23 protein-coding genes and 1 pseudogene are annotated in these 19,342 nt (G+C 71.9%); 9 read left to right on the top strand and 15 right to left on the bottom strand.

Translation table 11 applies throughout. The features are described 5' to 3' along the window. Window positions 1–58: 58 nt before the first annotated feature. A complete protein-coding gene (gndA, locus tag OG570_RS09090; RefSeq protein ID WP_247060189.1) occupies window positions 59–1,498 on the bottom strand; it encodes an NADP-dependent phosphogluconate dehydrogenase in 1,440 nt (479 codons plus the stop codon). Window positions 1,499–1,583: 85 nt separating this feature from the next. After that, the gene (locus OG570_RS09085) at window positions 1,584–2,504 is read right to left on the bottom strand and encodes an MBL fold metallo-hydrolase (protein WP_326956219.1); all 921 of its coding nucleotides are present in this window, start codon (window positions 2,502–2,504) and stop codon (window positions 1,584–1,586) included. Between the two features lie 241 nt (window positions 2,505–2,745). On the opposite strand from OG570_RS09085, the gene OG570_RS09080 reads away from it, so the two are divergent. From OG570_RS09080 to OG570_RS09065, 4 genes are all read left to right on the top strand, one after another. After that, the gene (locus OG570_RS09080) at window positions 2,746–3,609 is read left to right on the top strand and encodes a helix-turn-helix domain-containing protein (RefSeq protein ID WP_247060191.1); all 864 of its coding nucleotides are present in this window, start codon (window positions 2,746–2,748) and stop codon (window positions 3,607–3,609) included. A 102-nt stretch (window positions 3,610–3,711) separates the two neighbouring features. Further along, entirely contained in the window at window positions 3,712–4,542 is an 831-nt protein-coding gene (locus OG570_RS09075) for an SAM-dependent methyltransferase (RefSeq protein ID WP_442788257.1), read from the top strand. Continuing rightward, the gene (locus tag OG570_RS09070) at window positions 4,539–5,387 is read left to right on the top strand and encodes an SAM-dependent methyltransferase (RefSeq protein WP_371827616.1); all 849 of its coding nucleotides are present in this window, start codon (window positions 4,539–4,541) and stop codon (window positions 5,385–5,387) included. Before OG570_RS09075 ends, OG570_RS09070 begins: the two co-directional genes overlap by 4 nt. A gap of 2 nt (window positions 5,388–5,389) precedes the next feature. Beyond that, window positions 5,390–5,995, top strand: a complete 606-nt coding sequence (locus OG570_RS09065) for a class I SAM-dependent DNA methyltransferase (protein ID WP_326959934.1) — start codon at window positions 5,390–5,392, stop codon at window positions 5,993–5,995. Window positions 5,996–6,141: 146 nt separating this feature from the next. On the opposite strand, the gene OG570_RS09060 is transcribed toward OG570_RS09065, so the two are convergent. Next, a complete protein-coding gene (locus OG570_RS09060) occupies window positions 6,142–6,393 on the bottom strand; it encodes a hypothetical protein (protein WP_326956218.1) in 252 nt (83 codons plus the stop codon). A 3-nt stretch (window positions 6,394–6,396) separates the two neighbouring features. Next, the gene (locus OG570_RS09055) at window positions 6,397–6,666 is read right to left on the bottom strand and encodes a hypothetical protein (protein WP_326956217.1); all 270 of its coding nucleotides are present in this window, start codon (window positions 6,664–6,666) and stop codon (window positions 6,397–6,399) included. A 284-nt stretch (window positions 6,667–6,950) separates the two neighbouring features. Between OG570_RS09055 and OG570_RS09050 the strand changes: the two genes are divergently transcribed. Then, window positions 6,951–7,205 (top strand): DUF397 domain-containing protein, encoded by a 255-nt coding sequence (locus OG570_RS09050; RefSeq protein ID WP_247060194.1) that lies wholly within the window; start codon window positions 6,951–6,953, stop codon window positions 7,203–7,205. A gap of 131 nt (window positions 7,206–7,336) precedes the next feature. Here OG570_RS09050 and OG570_RS09045 read toward each other — a convergent pair whose 3' ends face one another. The 5 genes from OG570_RS09045 to OG570_RS09025 form a co-directional block, all read right to left on the bottom strand. Beyond that, the gene (locus OG570_RS09045; protein ID WP_326956216.1) at window positions 7,337–7,882 is read right to left on the bottom strand and encodes a hypothetical protein; all 546 of its coding nucleotides are present in this window, start codon (window positions 7,880–7,882) and stop codon (window positions 7,337–7,339) included. Beyond that, entirely contained in the window at window positions 7,875–9,017 is a 1,143-nt protein-coding gene (locus OG570_RS09040) for a hypothetical protein (protein ID WP_326956215.1), read from the bottom strand. The genes OG570_RS09045 and OG570_RS09040 overlap by 8 nt, the downstream gene beginning before the upstream one ends. 15 nt (window positions 9,018–9,032) lie before the next feature. Beyond that, a complete protein-coding gene (locus OG570_RS09035; RefSeq protein WP_326945820.1) occupies window positions 9,033–9,425 on the bottom strand; it encodes a FixH family protein in 393 nt (130 codons plus the stop codon). After that, the gene (locus OG570_RS09030) at window positions 9,422–10,822 is read right to left on the bottom strand and encodes a hypothetical protein (RefSeq protein ID WP_326956214.1); all 1,401 of its coding nucleotides are present in this window, start codon (window positions 10,820–10,822) and stop codon (window positions 9,422–9,424) included. The genes OG570_RS09035 and OG570_RS09030 overlap by 4 nt, the downstream gene beginning before the upstream one ends. Window positions 10,823–10,917: 95 nt before the next feature. Continuing rightward, window positions 10,918–11,772: an alpha/beta fold hydrolase gene (locus tag OG570_RS09025; RefSeq protein WP_326956213.1), complete on the bottom strand. Its 855-nt coding sequence runs from the start codon at window positions 11,770–11,772 to the stop codon at window positions 10,918–10,920. Between the two features lie 53 nt (window positions 11,773–11,825). Between OG570_RS09025 and OG570_RS09020 the strand changes: the two genes are divergently transcribed. Next, a complete protein-coding gene (locus OG570_RS09020) occupies window positions 11,826–12,368 on the top strand; it encodes a CGNR zinc finger domain-containing protein (RefSeq protein ID WP_326956212.1) in 543 nt (180 codons plus the stop codon). A 21-nt stretch (window positions 12,369–12,389) separates the two neighbouring features. Here the strand turns inward: OG570_RS09020 and OG570_RS09015 are convergent, their stop codons facing one another. Genes OG570_RS09015 through OG570_RS09005 form a run of 3 tightly spaced genes read right to left on the bottom strand, consistent with a single transcriptional unit; the run spans window position 12,390 to window position 15,189 of the window. Further along, window positions 12,390–13,262 (bottom strand): oxygenase MpaB family protein, encoded by an 873-nt coding sequence (locus tag OG570_RS09015; RefSeq protein ID WP_326956211.1) that lies wholly within the window; start codon window positions 13,260–13,262, stop codon window positions 12,390–12,392. Further along, a complete protein-coding gene (locus OG570_RS09010; RefSeq protein WP_326956210.1) occupies window positions 13,262–13,837 on the bottom strand; it encodes a TetR/AcrR family transcriptional regulator in 576 nt (191 codons plus the stop codon). Before OG570_RS09010 ends, OG570_RS09015 begins: the two co-directional genes overlap by 1 nt. Further along, window positions 13,804–15,189 carry an amidase gene (locus OG570_RS09005; RefSeq protein ID WP_326956209.1) on the bottom strand — a complete coding sequence of 462 codons (1,386 nt, stop codon included), beginning with the start codon at window positions 15,187–15,189 and terminating at the stop codon, window positions 13,804–13,806. Before OG570_RS09005 ends, OG570_RS09010 begins: the two co-directional genes overlap by 34 nt. Window positions 15,190–15,295: 106 nt before the next feature. Between OG570_RS09005 and OG570_RS09000 the strand changes: the two genes are divergently transcribed. Beyond that, on the top strand, window positions 15,296–16,324 hold the full coding sequence (locus OG570_RS09000; RefSeq protein WP_326956208.1) for a D-cysteine desulfhydrase family protein: 1,029 nt from the start codon (window positions 15,296–15,298) through the stop codon (window positions 16,322–16,324). An 81-nt stretch (window positions 16,325–16,405) separates the two neighbouring features. Here the strand turns inward: OG570_RS09000 and OG570_RS08995 are convergent. Next, a pseudogene (locus OG570_RS08995) lies at window positions 16,406–16,969 on the bottom strand (DUF998 domain-containing protein); the annotation flags it as partial. 89 nt (window positions 16,970–17,058) lie between these two features. Then, entirely contained in the window at window positions 17,059–17,853 is a 795-nt protein-coding gene (locus OG570_RS08990) for a hypothetical protein (protein ID WP_326956207.1), read from the bottom strand. 90 nt (window positions 17,854–17,943) lie between these two features. On the opposite strand from OG570_RS08990, the gene OG570_RS08985 reads away from it, so the two are divergent. Together OG570_RS08985 and OG570_RS08980 are read left to right on the top strand one after the other, a co-directional pair. Beyond that, window positions 17,944–18,153, top strand: a complete 210-nt coding sequence (locus OG570_RS08985) for an ECF-type sigma factor (RefSeq protein ID WP_326945829.1) — start codon at window positions 17,944–17,946, stop codon at window positions 18,151–18,153. Further along, window positions 18,153–18,680, top strand: coding sequence for a Clp protease N-terminal domain-containing protein (locus OG570_RS08980; protein WP_326956206.1), 528 nt, complete (start codon window positions 18,153–18,155; stop codon window positions 18,678–18,680). Before OG570_RS08985 ends, OG570_RS08980 begins: the two co-directional genes overlap by 1 nt. Here OG570_RS08980 and yczE read toward each other — a convergent pair. Next, complete coding sequence (gene yczE / locus OG570_RS08975; RefSeq protein ID WP_326945831.1) at window positions 18,677–19,324, bottom strand: membrane protein YczE; 648 nt, start codon at window positions 19,322–19,324, stop codon at window positions 18,677–18,679. The genes OG570_RS08980 and yczE overlap by 4 nt on opposite strands. Window positions 19,325–19,342: the final 18 nt, after the last annotated feature.

Here is a 19,342-nt window from a genome sequence, read left to right as displayed (position 1 = left end):
CGTGAAGGCCTCCTTACCGGCCATAAGAGCCGGTAAGGAGGCCTTCACGGCTTTGAACTCAGGCGTCGGACTCCGGGCGGCCGTCCTCGGCCCACGCCGTGTGGAACGAGCCGTCGCGGTCGACGCGGCGGTACGTGTGCGCCCCGAAGAAGTCGCGCTGGCCCTGCACCAGGGCCGCCGGGAGGCGGTCGGCGCGCAGGCCGTCGTAGTACGCCAGCGCCGTCGAGAAGCCCGGCGTCGGGATGCCCAGCTTGACCGCCGTCGAGATCACCGAGCGCCACGAGTCCTGCGCGTCCTCGACGGCCTTGCGGAAGCCACCCGAGGTGAGCAGGGTCGGCAGGCCCGGCTCTTCGGCGTAGGCCGCGGTGATGTCGTTGAGGAACTTCGCGCGGATGATGCAGCCGCCGCGCCAGATCGAGGCGACCTTGCCGAGGTCGATGTCCCAGCCGTACTCGGTCGCGCCGGCCTGGATCTGGTTGAAGCCCTGCGCGTACGCGACGACCTTCGACGCGTACAGCGCCTGCTCGACGTCGTCGGCGAAGCGCTCCAGCGACGAGCCGGTCAGCGGCGAGCGCGCCGGGCCGCCCAGGCCGCGAGCGGCCGAGCGCAGCGACGTCGAGCCGGACAGCGAACGCGCGAAGACGGCTTCGGCGATGCCCGAGATCGGGACGCCGAGGTCGAGGCCGATCTGTACGGTCCAGCGGCCGGTGCCCTTCTGCTCGGCGGCGTCCGCGACGACGTCCACGAACGGCTTGCCGGACGATTTGTCGACGTGCGCCAGCACCTGGGCGGTGATCTCGATCAGGTACGAGTCGAGCCGGCCGGTGTTCCAGGTCCGGAACACGTCGGCGATCTCCGCGGGGGAGTAGCCGCCCGCGCCGCGCAGCAGGTCGAACGACTCCGCGATCAGTTGCATGTCGGCGTACTCGATGCCGTTGTGCACCATCTTCACGAAGTGCCCGGCGCCGTCGGCGCCGATGTGCGTGCAGCACGGCTCGCCGTCGACCTTCGCCGAGATGTCCTCGAACAGCGGGCCGAGGGACTCGTAGGACTCCTTCGAGCCGCCGGGCATGATGCTCGGCCCGTGCAGCGCGCCTTCCTCGCCGCCGGAGACGCCGCTGCCGACGAAGTGCAGCCCGCGCTCGCGCAGGGCCTTCTCACGACGTCGGGTGTCGGCGAAGTGCGCGTTGCCGGCGTCGATGATCACGTCGCCGTCTTCCAGCAGCGGCGCGAACTCGTCGATGACGGCGTCGGTCGGGCCGCCCGCCTTGACCATGATCACGACCTGCCGGGGCCGCTCCAGCGCGTCGACGAACTCCTGCGCGGAGTACGCCGGGATGAAGTCGCCCTCGTCGCCGAACTGGTCCACCAGCGTGCGGGTCCGCTCCTCGGACCGGTTGTGCAGGGCCACCGTGTGGCCGTGCCGCGCCAGGTTCCGGGCCAGGTTGCGGCCCATGACCGCCAGGCCGGTGACCCCGATGCTCGCCTTCTTGCTCATCCGCATCCTTCCGAAGACTCTCTCGATTCAGACCCTAGTCCGATCGACGCCTCAAGGGAGGTCACGGCGATGGGGGCCACTCAGTTCAGGAAAAACACCGGATCGGCTCGCCGTTGAACGCGACCATGTCCATCACGGCCGCGACCAGGTCGATCTGCGCGCCCCACTCGGCGCTGTCCAGCTCGGCGTACGCCCGGTGCAGGTTGCCCGGCAGCCGCTCCTGCTCGGTCAGCGACGCGAACTCGCCGAGGTCGGTGTCCTTGGCCAGCTCCAGCGGCCCCAGCCCGGCGGCCTTCCCGCGCTCGGCCGTCCGCTGGACGAAGGCCAGGTAGCCGTCCACTGTGTCCACGACGTCCAGGCCGCACGCGGGGCCGTGGCCGGGCAGGATCACTTCGGGTTCCAGCTCCCGGATGACGTCGAGGGCCTTGCGCCAGCCGGCCACCGAGCCCATCAGTGCGAACGGGCTGCCGCCGTTGAACACCAGGTCACCGGCGTAGAGCACGCGCTGCTCGGGCAGCCAGACGAGCACGTCGTTGGTCGTGTGGGCCGCGTGGCCGGGGTGGATCAGCTCGATCGTGACGTCGCCGGCGTGCACGGTCAGCCGGTCGTCGAACACGACCTCCGGCGGGCGCGACCGCAGCTCGCCCCAGTCGTTGCCGGTGAAGATGCCGTCGAACGTCTGGATGCCCTCGGCGACCATCAGCTCGCGGGTCTTGCGGTGCCCGATGATCGTGGCGCCCTCGACCAGGTAGTTGCCGTTGGTGTGGTCGCCGTGGTGGTGGGTGTTCACCAGCGTCGTCACCGGGCGGCCGGTGGCGCCTTCGACGGCGGCGAGCAGCGCGCGCGTGCGGCGTTCGGTCGAGCAGGTGTCGATCAGCACGGTGTGGTCACCGGCTGCGACGAACCCGCAGTTGTTGATGTACCAGGAGCCGTCCGGCTGGACGTACCCGTGGACCTGGTCGGCCAGCCGGGTGACGGCGGCAGCGGCGGGAGAACGATCGGTCACGCGCACCAGTCTGCCCGAGACCCGGCTCCGCCGGTTGGCGGAATAATTCGGAATTTCACTGGTCCAGGCGAGTGACAACCCAGGTGGCTGGCGTTCCGCGACATTTCCTGGAACGCTGCGCGATGTCATCATCGAGATCCGCAGGGCAAGCACTAACCTGGGTGGGTTCGATAGTTCGCGTGTGATGACGGCTCCGGATACGGGCCGTCATCGCTTGATAGTGGTCCGGGAGAGCAGGGCGATGGCCAGCACCGTCACCTCGCGCCGGAAGCAGCTCGGGAACGAGCTCCGGCACGCCCGCACCGCGGCGCGGATGACACAGCAGCAGGTTGCCGAGGTTCTCGGCTGCACCCAGGGCAAGGTCAACAAGATCGAGTCCGGTGCCGTCGGGGTCAAGCTCGGGGATGTGCGATCGATGCTGAACGCGTTCGGGATCAACGGCGAAGAGGCCGACACGCTGATGAACCTGGCGCGCGCGGCCGCCGGGCAGCGCGGCCACTGGTCCGGCTACCGCTCCGTGGTGCCGCACTGGTTCCGCACCTTCACGGACCTGGAACCCGCCGCCGCGGAGATCCTCACCTGGCACGGCGAGCGCATCCCCGGCCCGCTGCAGTCCGAGCACTACATGCTCAAGCAGTTCACCGAGTTCGGCGCCACCGACGTGACGTCGCTGGTGCGCAACCGGCTCGACCGCAAAGCCGTGTTCGAACAGCAGCAGCCGCCGTACTACCGGTTCATCATCAGCGAGGGCGCGTTGCGCCGGGCGCCCGGCGGGTCCGCGCCCGCGGTGATGCTGGACCAGGTCGAGCACCTGCTCTCGCTCGAGCGGCACCCGCGGGTCTACGTCCACGTGCTGCCCTTCGGCGCGCGGCTGGCCGCGGTGCCCAACGACTTCACGATCATGCGCTTCCCGGACCGCACCCGGGACTTCGTCTACATCGAGCACTCCGCGGGCGGGCTGTACCTCGACGACGTCAAGGACTTCAACATCTTCGTCGACTCGTGGGACAGGCTGCGCGGAGCCGCGCTGGAGCGGCAGGAGACCCGGCAGTTCCTCAAGGAGCTCGCTGAGGGTTACCGCGCGCAGATGCAGCAGAGCCAATAGGGCGAACGGCCCCGCGAGGCGGCCAAGTGGTGAACAACTTTCGGTAGAGTGCTGCTGTTGCGCCCGAACCCACCACCGGCTGCGTCATCCGAAGGGGACATCGTGGACCCCGACTTCCTCCCCGACGCCGTCGACCTGGAACGGCCGAACGTGGCGAGGATCTACGACTGGGCGCTCGGCGGCACCGCCAACTGGGCGGTCGACCGGCAGTACGGCGAGCTGGCCCTGCAGGCGTTCCCGCTGGCGCGCGCCCTCGCGCGGGGCAACCGCGACTTCCTCGGCCGCGCCGTCCGCTACTGCCTTTCCCAGGGCATCACGCAGTTCCTGGACCTCGGCTCCGGCATCCCGACCGCGGGCAACGTGCACGAGGTGGCCGACGACCACGTCGACGACAGCCGGTGCGTGTACGTCGACAACGAGCCGGTGGCCGTCGCGCACGGGCGGATCCTGCTGGAGGAGGCCGGTGACGTCGGCCGCCACGCCGTCCTGCACGCCGACCTGCGGGACGCGCAGGACGTCTGGGCGGCCGCGCTGGCCACCGGCGTGCTCGACCCGGACGAGCCGATCTGCCTGCTCAGCGTGGCCGTGCTGCACTTCCTGCCCGACGCCGGCGGCGTGCGCGAGGCGATCCGCGACTACCGGAGGCTGCTCGCGCCGGGATCGGCGTACGTGCTGTCGCACGCGACCGAATCCGGCGTCGACGGTACGGAGCTGGAACAGATCCGGCGGCTCGTGAAGCTGTCGGAGCGGTCGAGCTCGCCCGCGGTTTCCCGCTCGCTCGACGAGATCGCCGCGTTCTTCGGTACCTTCGACGTGGTCGAGCCGGGAATCGTGCCTGTGGGAGAGTGGCGCCCTGACCCCGGCGCCGCCACGGTCCCCCTCGCGAGCGTGGTCGGCGGTGTCGGCCGCAAGCCTGGAGGACGGAACGCATGACGACGCAGGATCCCGAAGCCCCCGAAGGCGTCGACCTCGACCGGCCGAACGCGGCCCGGATCTACGACTGGTTCCTCGGCGGCGACGCCAACTGGGCCATCGACCGGCAGTTCGGTGAGCAGGCGGTCAAGACCTTCCCGATGATCCGGACGGTCGCCCGCGTCGGCCGGGACTTCCTCGGCCGCGGCGTGCGCTACCTGGCGCGCAACGGGATCGACCAGTTCCTCGACCTCGGCTCCGGCGTCCCGACGGTCGGCAACGTGCACGAGGTCGCGGCCGAGGTGAACCCGGACGCGCGGTGCGTGTACGTCGACAACGAGCCGGTCGCCGTCGCCCACTCGCAGATCCTGCTGGAGAAGGAAGGCGTCGCGAGCCGGCACGCGGTGCTGCAGGGCGACCTGCGCGACCCGGCCGACATCTGGAAGCGCGCGCTCGACACCGGCGTCCTCGACCCGAACCGGCCGATCGGGCTGATCATCGTCGGCGTCCTGTACTTCCTCGGCAAGGACGAGCCGGTGGCCGAGACCATCCAGAAGTACCTGTCGCTGCTGCCGTCCGGCTCGTACTTCCTGTCCTCGCACCTGACCACCGAGGGCCTCGACGCGCTGGCCGACTCGGACAGCCGGGCGTCGATCGTGGAGCAGTACAACAAGTCGAGCACCCCGCTGTACCTGCGCAGCAAGGCGGAGTTCACGACGTTCTTCGACGGCTTGGAGCTCGTCGAGCCGGGCATCGTCTACCTGCCGGAGTGGCACCCGGAGGAGATCGAGTCCCGGGCGACGAAGAAGCTCGCGAACGACCCGGCGTTCAGCGGTCACATCTGCGGCCTCGGCCGCAAGCCGTGAGCGTGACGGCCGCCGCCTACGACGCGATGGCCGTCCGGTACGCCGAGTTCGTCCGTGAGGTCTGGGACGCTTCGCCGCTGGACAACGCCGCCTTGGCCGCGTTCGCCGACCACGTGCGTGGCGCCGGGCTCGTCGCCGACCTCGGCTGCGGGCCCGGCCACCTCACGGCGCACCTCCGGGACAGCGGCGTGGGCGTCTTCGGCGTCGACCTGTCGCCGGCGATGATCGAGCTGGCCCGGGCGGCCGCGCCCGATCTGCGGTTCGAGGTCGGGTCGATGGCGGCGCTGGACGTCCCGGACGCCTCGCTCGCCGGGATCCTGACGTGGTACTCGATGATCCACACGCCGCCCGAAGAGGTGCCGGGGTACTTCGCCGAATTCACCCGGACGTTGGCGCCGGGTGGTCACGTTCTGTTGGGCTGCTTCGAATCCGACGGCGAGCCGCTGACGGTGTTCGACCACGCGGTCACCCCGGCCTACCGGTGGCCGCTCGACGAGCTGGCCGGGCTGGCCCGGGACGCGGGCCTCGTCGAGACGGGTCGCGTCTACCGCGTACCCGGTGAAGGCGAGCGGTTCCGCCGCGGCGCCCTTCTGCTGCGGAAACCGTAGGCCCGCAACGGCGAAAAGCCGTGAAGGCCTCCTTACCGGCTCTTATGGCCGGGAAGGAGGCCTTCACGGCTTTCAGGCCCGGGAACGGCGAGAGCCCCGGTTCGTCGTGAACCGGGGCTCCTTCATGATGTGGTGGTGGAACGCAGTCAGGCGCGCGAGCCGATCCGGCCGCCGCGCAGCAGCGGGGCCAGGTCGATCGCGGTCTCCAGCGGGCGCGTCGTGCGCACGCCGTCGGAGTGCCGGGCCGGGACGTCGAGGTCCGTGGCCCAGGTGGTGGTCTTGCGCAGCGGCGCCTGGATCAGGCTGAAACCGAAGCGGTTCCGCAGTTCGGCCGCGATCCCGCGGCGGCCGCGGTGTTCTTCTTCACGTCGTAAGAGCGAGTTCAACCGGACGGCCATCGTCTACACCCCCAGCTCTCGTCGCGGTGACCTGGCGGGTTCGCCGGTGGTCAGTCCGAGACAGGGTTCACAAGGCATGCCGACCCCGGGGGTCAGCCATTCGACATCGGTGCGGGAAAGCGCTTCCCCGCACTTGGTACGGATCAGCGCACTCGTGGCCGCGGTGGCCTCCACGCCGAAGACGTGGACCACCCGGCGGGCTTCACCGGCGGTTCCCTTGGCGAGCCTGCCCACGACGACGACGCCTGGTGGCGCACTGTCCTCGACGATCACGCTGGTCCTCCCCCATGAGGTACTGCGATGGTGGATGGTGTGCTGTGCGCGGCCGGCGCGGCGATCGTGCCGCCCGCCGCATGCGGGTTGTCGTTCACCGACAGCGCCGCCCCCGGCCGATGCGATTAATCCTACTCCTGGAATAATCTTCATGTCGAGGCCGGAGCTAGTTGATCACCCGCTTGGCCCTGCACTCTGCTCCATTGAGACACTGAGTAGCCGGGAGCGGGTACCTTCGACCAGGTTGCGGCCGCGCCCCCCATCGATCCACGGAGGTACGACCCATGGCGGATTATCCGTCGTTCGCGGATTACGATCCGAGCACGGCCGTGTCCCTGTTCGAAGAGGCCGCGTGGGAGAAGTCGTTCGCCAGCGAGCCCAACGGCGGCAGCTGTGTCGAGGTCAACCTGGGTCGGGAAGGCCTGATCGGGGTCCGGGACACCAAGCTCTCGACCAGTCCGGTCTTCGTGTTCGACTCCGCCGAGTGGGAAGCGTTCCTCGTCGCCGTGAAGGCGGGGCAGTTCGACCTGCCCGCCTGACGTATCCCTTGACTGGGTGATGATGATCACCCGACCGTGTAAGAAAGTGACGAAGGCCCCCTTCCCCTCTACGGAGAAGGAGGCCTTCGCGACGGCGTGGATACGGGTGACTGCCGTATGTGACCGATATCTCACCCGATTGCCGGGAGCTCCCCTCCCCGCAACCGGCCACGGGTCCGGCGCCACGCCAGCACGACGATCACCACGAGCCCGATCAGCGGGAGCGTGCTGATCGCCCAGCTCAGTCCCATCGGCGGCCCCGGCTGTTCGAGCACCGGCAGCGCGCGCAGGTCGCCGGTGCCGGGCCCGGCCGGCCCGTTCACCACGAAGCGGAACGTCCAGTCGCCCGGCCGCGGCATCGAGCGGACGTCGAGCCCCCAGACCTCGCGCTTGCGCGGGTGCCGGACCAGCGCCTGGATCCGGTTCTTCCCGCCCTCCGGGTTGATCATCGTGAGCGTGCCGGACTTGTCCGCGATCCCGCCGTCGGGGATGAAGGTGAAGTCCAGCGACTGCTCCGCGCGCAGCGGCCAGGTGCTGAAGCCGATGGTCATCCCGTACGGGCCGGCCTGCACGTGCTCGGTGTGCACGATGTTGACGGGCTCGTACGCGTTCGCCGGCGCCTCGGCGGCGAACAGTAGCCCGGCCACGGCGGCCAAGGCCAGAAGTGCCTTACGCATCAGCGGTTTCCCCCTTCTTCGCGGGCGCCAGCAGGCAGAGCATCCCGCCGAACCGCCACCCGGCGAACCCGCCGAGCAGCCCCAGTGCCGCGCTGAGCACGGCGGTCGTCGTCAGGTACCAGACCGGCGGCACGTGCGCGCCGGTGTAGAGCATCGCGCGCTGCAGCGGCAGGCTCAGGCCGATCAGCAGCCCGGCGACCCCGCCGACGACCACCGAAACGCGGCCCACGGGCCAGCCGCGACGCCGGCCGAGCAGGTAACCCAGCTCCATCAGCGCGGCCACCGGCAGCAACGCCATCGGCGTCAGCGCCGGCATCTCCGGCACGCCGGAGATCGCGTCCCGCATCGGCAGGCCGACGAGGTCGGCGTAGGACTGCGCCGCCCACGGCGAGAACCACCAGAAGACCGCCTGCACGACCGCGACCATCGCCGCGGTGCCGAGCGCCCCACCCGGTCGGCGCAGGAATCCCGCGCCGACCGCGACCAGCAGCACCGCCATCATCGAGCAGCCGATCGAGACGGCGTCGGCGTAGTCGTCCGGCACCTGCTGCAACCCCAGCGCCAGCACCGGCCCGAAGGTGAGCAGCACGGTGAGCGACGCCAGCGTGCCGACCCGGCCCCAGCGGTGTTCGCGGGCCGCGGCGAACACCGCGGTCGTGCCGATCAGCGACACCGTGATCGACAGCAGCAGGCCGATGTGCGGCGGCGAGTCGATCACCGCGTCGAAGCCGTAGAGGCCGTGCCACCACTGGTCCCAGAGGCCGTACACCAGGAACGTCGCGGCGCCGACGCCCGAGACCAGGTAACCGATCGGGGCCGCGAAGGTCCTGCCGAACACGTTGACCACGCGCCCGCCGACCCGCGGGTCGACCGGCCGGCCCGCGCGCCGCGCCGCCGTCGTCAGCAGCACGACGGCGAGGCTCGCCAGGCCGACGACCGCGCTGCCCGCGTACAGGAACAGGTGCGGCAGCGTGAAGAACGTGTCCGGCCCGACGTCGCTGTGCCACTGGATGTCCCAGGTCAGCCCGACCAGCGACAACAGCGAACCGCCGAGCACGACGTTCGCCGGCAGCAACCCCGTTCGCGCCTGTTTCGCCACCGACGTGGTGTGCACGCCGGATGCGGTGAGATCCATTTCCCCCGACCTTTCTTATTTGACCAGCAACGGAAAGACGACCTGCGCGGGCCCGCCGGGGCCGCGCAGCGAAACGGTGATCTCCCACTGCCCGGACATCGGCAGCCCGACGTCCGCGGCGCGGAAGCGGCCGGGCCCGTCAGGCCCGGCGGCCACGGGTGCGAGCGCGTGCCCCATCTGCGCCATGACCGGCGCGACGGTGACGGCTTCGGGCGCCGGCCCGGTCACCGCCACCGCGAACGTGTTGCCGCCGATGCGCGGCTGGTCCGCGGAGAACTGCACGGTGTACGGGCCGGAAGTCGCTTGCTGCGTGGTGGGTTTCGCGCCGCTGCCACCCCACAGCAGCCAGGCGGCCCCGGCCGCGACGACCAGCGCGACCACGGTGATCAGCAACGTCGGGCGTTTCATCGGGCGGCTCCTGTCGTCGGGACGTCGACCACCGCGGGGATGGTGAGCACGCGGTAGCCGCGTTCGGCCTGCAGCCAGATCCGGTACCGGCCGGGTGCGGCGAAGGTGTAGGTGAAGCTGACGTCCGGGCCGTACGCCGCGACCGTCTCGTCGGGCCGGTCGAGCTGGCCCGCGACCGGCGGGATCATGGCGTGGACGTGTGCCCACGTCGGGGCTTTCGCGGCGGCCGCGCCGACGTCCGGCCCGGTGATCGGCCCGGCGACGATGAGGTGGCCGAGCATGCCCAGCCACGGCTGGAGGTCGCCGGTGGGGAAGTGCGCGGTGACGGTGGTCGGCGTGCCGGGGGAGATCGTGAGGTCGACCGGGGTGCCGTCGACCGTGCGCGGGCCGGCGCCGGGTGGTTCGGGCGTGGGCGCGGCGGTGCCCCGAACGTCCACTGTGGACCGGGCCAGCTGGACACCGCCGCCGCGCCGCACGAGTTCCGCGGCCACGGCGTACGTGCCCGCCTCCGGATCGGCCAGCCGGACGCGGTAGTCGCCGGGGCCGACGCGCACCGGGTGCAGGTGGCTCATCCGCCCCGACGGCGAGACGACGACCAGGTGCACCAGCGCGTTGTCGTGGACGAGCAGGTCGTCGACCGGCAGCCCGGTGGCGCCGTCGGTGAGCGCCAGCCGCAGGTCACCGGCTTCGGCGTGCACCGCGAGGTTCACCGGCGGCCGTGAGTAGTCCACTGTGGACAACTGGGCGTTCGCGTACGGATCGGTGACGTTGTCGAACGTCGGGTCGAGCTGGCTGCCGGGCGCGGGTGGCGGGGGAGTGCTCGCCGACAGCAGCGCGCCGGTGACCGCGACGGCGAGGGCGGCGACCATGCCGCCCGCCGGGATCAGCGCGAACGCCGTCCGCCGCGCCCGGACCCCGACGACCAGCGCGAGCAGCAGGAACACCCCCGCCGCGACGAACCCGCCGTAGGTCGCCCTCTCCCACGGCGGCACGACGCGCGCGGGCACGAGGAACGGGATCGTCGCGGCCGGCCCGGTGCCGTCGCTCAGCGAAAGCAGCCACGGCCCGGGCTTGCCGACCTGCAGCGTCCCCGCGTACACGCCCGGTTCGGCGCCGAGGACGACGTCACCCCGCGACGTCACGACGCCGTCGGCCGCGACGGCCAGGTGCAGCGTGCCGGGCGCGGTGCCCCGGTGCGTCACGACGTCGACCCGCAGCGGCGACGGCGTCGTGTCGACCCGCCGGATGATCACGGTCAGCTCGCGCGCGCCGAGCGTCTGCGCCACCTGGACGTCGGCGCCGGTCGGCGCGCCGTCGGCGCGCGCGGTCCCCGTGCCGAGCGTGATCCCCAGCAAGGCCAGCAGGAGCAGCAAAGTCGCTTTAGGTGTGGTCCCCATCGTGGTCTGAACCTAGCGACGCCGCGGGGTGGCGGGCGTCACGGCGGCGAGGGAACCTCGGTCCCCTCCCCGGGGGACCCGGACCCCCGGGGGTCTCAGGGGTTCAGGAATTTCCGCAGGTGGGAGACGACTTCGCCGGGCTGCTCCTCGGGCAGGAAGTGGCCGCACTCCGCGAGCGCGACGCCGATGACGTCGGTCGCGTACTCCCGCCAGATCTCCAGCGTCGGCAGCGTGCCGAGCAGGCCGTTCGCGCCCCACAGCGCGAGAACCGGCTGGGTGAGCCGCTTTCCGGCGGCGAAGTCGGCGTCGTCGAGCCCGGCGTCGTCCGGGAAGGACGCGCGGTAGTCGTCGAAGCCGGCCCGCAGCGCGCCGGGCTGGGAGAACGCGCGCACGTACTCGGCGACGGCGTCCGGGTCGAGCGTGTGGCGCTGGTAGGTCCAGCGTTCGTAGAAGTAGCCGAGGTAGCCGGCGATGTTCTGGCCGGCCAGCAGCTCCGGCAGGTCGGGCTGGAGGTGGAAGAGCCAGTGCCAGTAGGCCTTCGCGACGCCGGTGTCGAGGCGCTGCCACATCGCGCGGGTCGGCGCGATGTCGAGCACGGCGAGGCGTTCGACCTGGTCCGGGCGGTCCAGCGCCCAGCGGTGCGCGACGCGCCCGCCGCGGTCGTGCCCGGCCACGGCGACTCGCTCGTAGCCGAGGTGCTCGGCCAGCGCGGCGACGTCGGCGGCCATGGTGCGCTTGTCGTAGCCCGACTTCGGCTTGTCGGTGCGGCCGTAACCACGCAGGTCGGGGGCGATCACGGTGTGCGTCTCGGCCAGCGGTGCCATGACCTGGTGCCAGCAGTGCGACGTCTGCGGCCAGCCGTGCAGCAGGAACAGCGGCGGACCGTCGCCGGCGCGCAGGTAGTGCATCCGCAGGTCGTTCACCGTCGCCATGCTCTCTAACCGGTTCATGGGGTTAGACGGTACGCGGGGTTCTAACCGCATTCAAGGGTTAGGATGGCGGCATGGAATGGGTCTTCGACGGCGGGCGCGCGTGCCTCGACCTGGTCAACACACGACGCTCCCGGCACACCGAGGGCGTCGAGCTGCTGACCGGTCCGGACGCGCTGGCCGAGTGGCTCGGCCTGGCCGGCTTCACAGCGGGCGCGGTCACGGCCGGGAACGTCCTGGCCGCGAAGGCGTTGCGCGAGGCGATCGACCGCGTGCTGCTCGCCGAGGTGCCCGCGGAGATGGACGTCGACCTGGTGAACAACGCGGCCGCCGCGGCTCCGGCGCCCCCGCCGCGGCTGGCTTTCGTCGACGGTCGCGCGCGGCGCGAGGTCCCGCCGCCGAAGGACCCGGTGGCCACGGCGTTCGCGGCACTGGCGGCGGACGCGATCGACCTGGCGACCGGCGACGCCGCGGTCCGCGTCTGCGCGGCCGACGACTGCGGCCTGCGCTTCAGCGACGCCTCGCCGCGCCGCAACCGCCAGTGGTGCTCGATGTCCCGCTGCGGAAACCGCGCGAAAGCCCGCGCCCACTACGCCCGGGTCACCAAGGGGTCGTGAGTGGTAAAGAGGGTTAGAACCCTAATTACCACTCACGACCGCGCCGGGGCCGTCGTCGTGGCGCACCAGCAACCGGTAGGCGCGGGGATGGGCGCGGAACCAGACGTTCAGCTTCCCGACCCAGCGCATCGGCGCCGTCCGCAGCCAGGCCGGGATCGGCGTGCAGGCCAGCCGCACGAGGCCCGCGAACCGCGTGAACCACCGCTGGTCGCGGTCCGTCCACTGTAGACCGAGACGGGCCCGGACCGCCGGCGGCAGCGTCGCGCTGATCAGGAACAGCTGGCCGCGGACGTGCCGCCGCCACCACGAGTCCGGCAGCCACGAGACCGGCTTCCGGACCGTCCGGAACGTCTCGAAGAGCGTTTCGAGCGTCGCGTTCGGCTCGAAACCCGCGACCATCCCGTCGTAGTAACGCTCGAACGCGGCCCAGTCCGGCGGCAGGTCCTGCTCGCGTACGCCCAGCAGCCGGCCGATGTCGCACATCTGCGCGTAGTACTCGTCCAGCTCCGAAGTGGACAGTGGACGGCCGAAGAACCGTTGCGCGTCAACGGGAGCCTTGACGAGCGTGGCGTGCACCCAGGCGTAGGCGGCCGGGTTCAGCGCGCTGTACCGATGTCCCTCGGAGACGCCGGTGAAGCCGCGGTGCAGGGAACGCAACCGCTCGGCTTCGACGCGCGCGCCCGCGTCGCCGCCGTAGACGTAGATCGCGAGCGACGCGACGGTGCGCATCAGCCGCGTCCACGGGTCTTCCGTGTAGTTCGAGTGGTCGCGCACGCCGGCCGCGACGACCGGGTGCGCCACCTGCAGCACCAGGACCTGCCCGGCCAGCAGCCCGTCGCGGAAGTCGCCGAAGTACTTCCACGCGGCTGTCCCGCGCACGATCGGCCGGGCCATCAAGCGCCGCGGATCAGCATCATCAACGGCTCGGCGATCGGCGTCGCGGTGTCGCCGGTGGCCAGCCGCCGCAGCTGCAGTCCGGCGATCAGCGCGACGACCGGCCCGGCCAGCCGTCGTGGCTCCGGCACGGCCAGCGCTTCGAGGATCGTCACGGCGAGTTCGTCGTACGCCGCGAAGCAGCGCGAAGACGCTTCGCGCAGCTCCGGGTCGCGCGCGGACTGGAGGTACAGCTCGTGCGCGCCGAGCTCGTCGGCGCCGAACGGCAGCTGCGCGATCACGTGCTCGACGATCGTCGCCGCCTGCTCGAGGCTGAGGCCGGCCGACCGGTGGCCGTCGACGATCGCGCCGAGCTTGGTCGTCTCCTCCTCGACGAACAGCAGCATCGCCTCGCGCAGGAGCGCCGTCTGGCTGGGGAAGTGGTAGGTGAGCGTGCCGAGCGAAACGCCGGCGGCGGCGACGATCCGGCGGTTCGTGAGGCCGCCGACGCCGTGTTCGCCGACGACGGTCAGCGCGCCGCGCAGGATGGCTTCCCGGGTGCTTACCAGCTTGTCTCGGGATGCCGCTCCGGCCACCGCTCGACCTCTTCCAGTTGCGCGGCAAGCGAAATCAGCCGCTCCTCGGCGTGCGACGGGCCGAGCAGCTGGGCCCCGAGCGGGAGCCCGCCTGCCGTGCGCCCGGCCGGGACGCCGACCCCCGGCCAGCCCAGCACGTTCCACGGCCAAGCGTACGGGCAGGCGGCGATCATGGCCTGGTCGGTCTCCCAGGCGGAGAGGCCGTCGAAGGTGCCGATCGGCGGCGGCGGGGTCGCGGTCGTCGGCGTCAGCAGGACGTCGACGCGGCCGAAGACCGAGCCGATCCGGCGGTGCAGCCCCGGCTCGAGCGCGCGGGCGAGCCGCAGCGCGGGCCCGGCGAGCAGCCGGCCCTGACCGGCGTTGCTGCGGGTGCGCGGGTCGAGCCCGGCGCGGTCGGGCACCCGCAGCGTCCAGTCGCGGACGCCGGTGAGCGAGCGCGGCAGGAACGTCAGGCCGATCAGCCCGTAGTCCGGCTCGATCTCGACGATCTCGTGACCCAGCCCGGCGAGCGATTCGGCGAGGCGGCGCACGGCGGCTTCGACGACCGGGTCGAGCCGGGTCCTGGTGGCGGTGAACGGGATCCGCGTCGACAGGCCGATCCGCAGCCGCCCGGGCTCGCGGGCCGCGGCCGTCCGGAACGTCCGCCCGGTGCCCGCGGTGGTGTCGAGCAGCAGGGCGGCGTCTTCGACGGTGCGGGCGAGCGGGCCGAGCACGGTCAGGCCGTGGAACAGCTCGCCGTCGGTGGGGACGCGGCCGCGCTGGGGCTTGATGCCGACGAGCCCGGTCCACGCGGCGGGGATCCGCACCGAGCCGGCGCCGTCCGAGCCGAGCGCGGCCGCGATGACCCCCGACGCCACCGCGGCCGCGCTCCCGCCCGAGGAACCGCCGGGCGTGTGCCCGAGGTCCCAGGGGTTGCGTGTGGTCCCGAAGGCCGGCCCTTCGGTGAACGGCCATTGGCCCAGCTCGGGCGTGTTCGTCTTGCCGATGATCACGGCGCCGGCCTCGCGCAGGAGCGCGACGGCGGGCGCGTCCCGGGTGGCGGCGGGGAACTCACCGGGACAGCCGAACGCGGTGGGCAGGCCGGTGAGGTCGACGTCGTCCTTGATCGCGACGGGCACCCCGAGCAGCGGCCCGCGTTCACCGGCCGCGAGCCGCCGGTCGGCCGCGGCGGCGTCGGCCCGGGCGTCGTCGTCGCGGAGGTAGCGGAAGGCGTTGAGCGTCGGCTGGCTCGCGTGCGCCCGGCCGAGCGCGGCCGCGGTGAGTTCCGCCGCGGTGACCTCGCCCGCCGCGAGCTGGGCGGCCTGCGCGGCGAGCCCGGTGAAGTCGAGCCCGGTCTTCGGTGTCGCGGTCATGGCTGCCCCCGAGGGTTCTCGTTCGTTCGAACGAACGTTACCGGATACCGGCGGTCTCCGGCCACTCCCGCTTTACTGTGGGCGGACAACCGAGCCTGGAGGGCCGATGACGTTCGACTTCGACCGATTCCCGACCGCCGCGCTGGACGCCGTGCCCCGCGTCGACCTGGGTGGTTGGCCGACGCCGCTGCACGAAGCGCCCCGGCTCGGCGAAGCCCTCGGCCTGCCGAACCTCCTGCTCAAGCGCGACGACGTCCACCCGCTCGGCGCGGGCGGCAACAAACTCCGCAAGCTGGAGTACCACCTCGGCGCGGCGCTCGAAGCCGGCGCGGACACCGTCATCACCTTCGGCGCCCTGCAGACCAACCACGGCCGGCAGACCGCCGCGGCCTGCGCGAAGCTCGGCCTGCGCTGCGAGCTCGTCCTCACCGCGAAGGTCCCGCGCGACGGCGACGCGTACGAGCACTCCGGCAACATCCCGCTCGACTGGCTCTTCGGCGCGACCGTCCACGTCTGCGCCGACGGCGAGGAGACCGGCCGGACGTACGACCGGCTCGTCGCCGAAGCCGCGCAGGAAGGCCGGAAGATCGCCATGGTCCCGGTCGGCGGCTCGAACGACCTCGGCGCGCTCGGCTACGTCCGCGCCACCCACGAACTCGCGACCCAGCTCGCCGAGCGCGGTATCGAGCGCGCCCACCTCGTCGTCCCGCACGCCAGCGGCGGCACCGCGGCCGGCGTGGCCCTGGCCGCCGGGCTGCTCGGCGGCCTCGGCGTCGGCGTCGCCTGCGTCAGCCACCCGCTCGACGAGGCGACCGAGAACCTGCGGGAACTCACCTCCGGCGCGGCGAAGCTGCTCGGCGTCGATCCGCCGTCGCTCGACCACGTCCGGCTGGGCGATTCCACGCTCGGCCCCGGCTACGGCATCCCGACCGACGCGGTCTGGGACGCGCTAAGGCTGTTCGGGCGCACAGAAGGCGTCGTGCTCGACCCGGTCTACACCGGCAAGGTGGCCGCCGCGCTGATCGAGTGGGCGGGGCACTTCGCCCCGGACGACCACGTGGTGTTCCTGCACACCGGCGGCATGCCCGGCCTGTACGGCTACGCGCCCGAATTCGCGGCGGCCGTCGAACGCTGACTCCAGCCGGGTCGCCACGCGCAGCAAGGTGAACAGCAGCACGACGTCCGCGAGCAGCAACACCCGCTGCGTGACGCCGATCGGCACCACGTCCGATACCGCGTGGAACGGTTCGACGCCGGCTTCGCTCAGCCGCACGAACACGAAGCTCAGGGCGAAGAGGCCGAACGCGACCGCGCTCAGCCGGAGCGCGCGGACGACGAAGACGCGCTCCGGCCGCCCCTTCAGCGGCTCCAGCAACGTGAACGCCGCGCCGGGCAGGCTGCAGAACGCGACCAGGCACGCGTAGAGGTGGACCTCGCCGCTCAGCGGGTTCGGCGCCTCCGGGTAGCTCGCCGGGAACACCGCGGCGGCGGCCATCCCGAGCGACCAGAGCGCGAGCAGCAGCCGCGTCGTCCGCGACAGCGGCACACCCGCGACGTGCAGCGCGCCGAGCACCGCCAGCGAGCCGACGGCCAGCGACAGCACGCTCGCCGCGAGCATGCCCTCGCCCCGGTCCGTGACGGTGTAGCTCGACAGCGTGTCGTACACCGGGTCGTGCGAGCTGATGATGTGCAGCACCACGGCCGTGAACAGCCCCCAGCCGATCGCGCACACCGCGACGAGCCGCCACGGGCGGGTGCGTTTCCCCTGTTCCGTCCCCATGCCGTCCAGGGTCCCGAAGAAGCGGACGGCGGTGATCCGGGAAGACCCTGAATAACCCCTGGATCAGACCCCGGAATCAGACCCCGGAATCAGACTCTGGAACAGGCCGCGAAGTCGACGAGGACGAGCGCCTGGTCGTCGTGGCGCTTCGGGCGCGGCCAGCGGTCGCCGTCCGGGTCCTGCTTCTCCGCTGTGCGGACGGCGTCGAGGACCGCGTCCGGCCCCTTGGCGCGGGTGGTCGCCAGGACTTCGCGCCAGTCGAACAGCGTGTACTGGTCGACGCCGATGGACACGCCGTCGCTCGCGAGCAGGACGGCGTCGACGTCGGCCCGCGGCCAGCTGCGCCGGACCGAGTGCGCGGCGGCGCCCGGATCGGCCTCGGCGACCCAGAAGCCGTCGTGCGCGTTGCGCCGGCGCCGGACGTCGGCGCCGGTCTGCAGCATCCCGCGTCGCCGCAGGCCCGCGAGCCGGTCGTCCGAGACGACGTCGACGCCCTGGGTGCCGAAGTCCTCGGAGTCGCCGAAGCCGATCACCGGGCTGTCGGCCAGTACCAGCGCGTCGACGCGGTCGTCGAGCCAGCGCACGGCCGCGACGGTGCTCGACGGCGAGCGCTGGGGGCGCAGCTCGTTCTCCGCCGTGACGACGGCGATCGCGGTGGTCAGGACGTCGGTGAGGTCGGCTTCGGGGGTCGTGCGCAGGTCGTCGGCGAGCCGCCGGGCCAGCCGTTCCGCGTACCAGCCGCCCGGGGGCAGCGAGGGGTCCGACGAGGTGGCGCCGTCGAGGAGCAGAACCGCGTTGTCCAGCACGACGACGTGGTCTTCGGTCGGGCGGGGGTGGCCGTCGGCGCCCACCCCGGCCCGCTCGGCGATCACGATCTCGGGCATCACCCGACTGTACGGCTCCCGGGCGGGTTCCTCGCGCTGACGACGTCAACTCAGGTTGACAAGGCCGTGACGTCAACGTAGGTTGACATCATGACGGAAGCGACGGACCTGGCCGCCCGGGCCGGCGACCGCGATCCCCGAGTGGGACTGCGAGCGGTCGCCGCGCTCCGGCGGCTGGTGGAACAACTGGAGACCGTGCAGGTCCGCAGTGCGCGGATGCACGGGTGGTCGTGGCAGGAGATCGCCGCCGAGCTGGGGGTCAGCCGGCAGGCCGTGCACAAGAAGTACGGGAGGCACTGATGTTCGAGAGGTTCACCGAAGACGCGCGGATGGCGGTCATCGAGGCGCAGATCGTGGCGCGGGAGTCCGGGTCGGTGGAGATCGCGCCACCGCACCTGCTCGCCGGGCTGCTGAAGGCCGACGTCCCGTTGCTCGCCGAGCTGGGCGTCTCCACCGAAGACGTCACCGCGGAACTGGAGCGCACCCGGCGCCGCGGCGGGGTCAGCGACACCGACGCCGAAGCGCTCACCGAGTTCGGCATCGACGTCGAGCAGATCGTGGAACGCGTCGAGCAGACCCACGGCGCGGGCGCCCTCGCCGGCCGGCTCGGCAAGGCCAAGCGCGGGCACATCCCGTTCACCGCCCAGTCGAAGAAGACGCTCGAGCTGAGCCTCAAGGAAGCCGTCCGGCTGGGGGACAAGCACCTGGGGCAGGAGCACATCCTGCTGGCGCTGGCCCAGCAGCGCGGCACCGACGACGTCCTCGCCCGCCGCGGCGCCGACTACATCACGCTGCGGCGGACCGTGCAGCAGCGCAAGAGCGCCTAGTGAACGGGCTCCTGCTCTTCGCGTTGCGGTTCGCGCCACACGACCAGGGGCAGCAGGACCTGGGTCAGCGGACCGATCGCGAGGGCGTAGAGCACGGTGCCGACCCCGACGGTCCCGCCGAGCAGGAACCCCGCGCCGACCACGGTGATCTCGATGCCGGTCCGGACCAGCCGGACCGACCAGCCGGTGCGCCCGGCGAGCCCGGTCATCAGGCCGTCGCGGGGGCCCGGGCCGAGCCGGGCGCCGACGTAGGTGGCGGTCGCGACGGCGTTCAGCAGGACCCCGCCGACCAGGAGCGCGATCTGCCAGCCGAGGTCGTGCTGGTCCGGGAGCACCGCCCGGACCAGGTCGACCACCACCGAGATGACCACGACGTTCGCGATGGTGCCGATCCCGGGCCGCTGGCGCAGCGGGATCCACAGCAGGAGCACGGCCACCGAGACCACGCCGGTCACGGTGCCGAACGTGAGACCGGTGCGTTTCATGACGCCTTCGGCCAGCACGCTCCACGGTTCGAGGCCCAGGCGGGCCCGGGTGACCAGGGCGACGCTGGCGCCGTAGAGGGCGAGGCCCGCGAACAGCTGGAAGCTGCGGCGGGCGGGGTCACGGGAGATCCGGACGGGCCGGAGATCGATCTGAGCCACGTCACCACTATCGACGTC

This window comes from Amycolatopsis sp. NBC_01286, from assembly GCF_035982555.1.
GTDB lineage: Bacteria > Actinomycetota > Actinomycetes > Mycobacteriales > Pseudonocardiaceae > Amycolatopsis.
The sequence above is the reverse complement of the archived record's forward strand: the minus strand, read 5'-3'. Positions and strand labels throughout refer to the sequence as shown.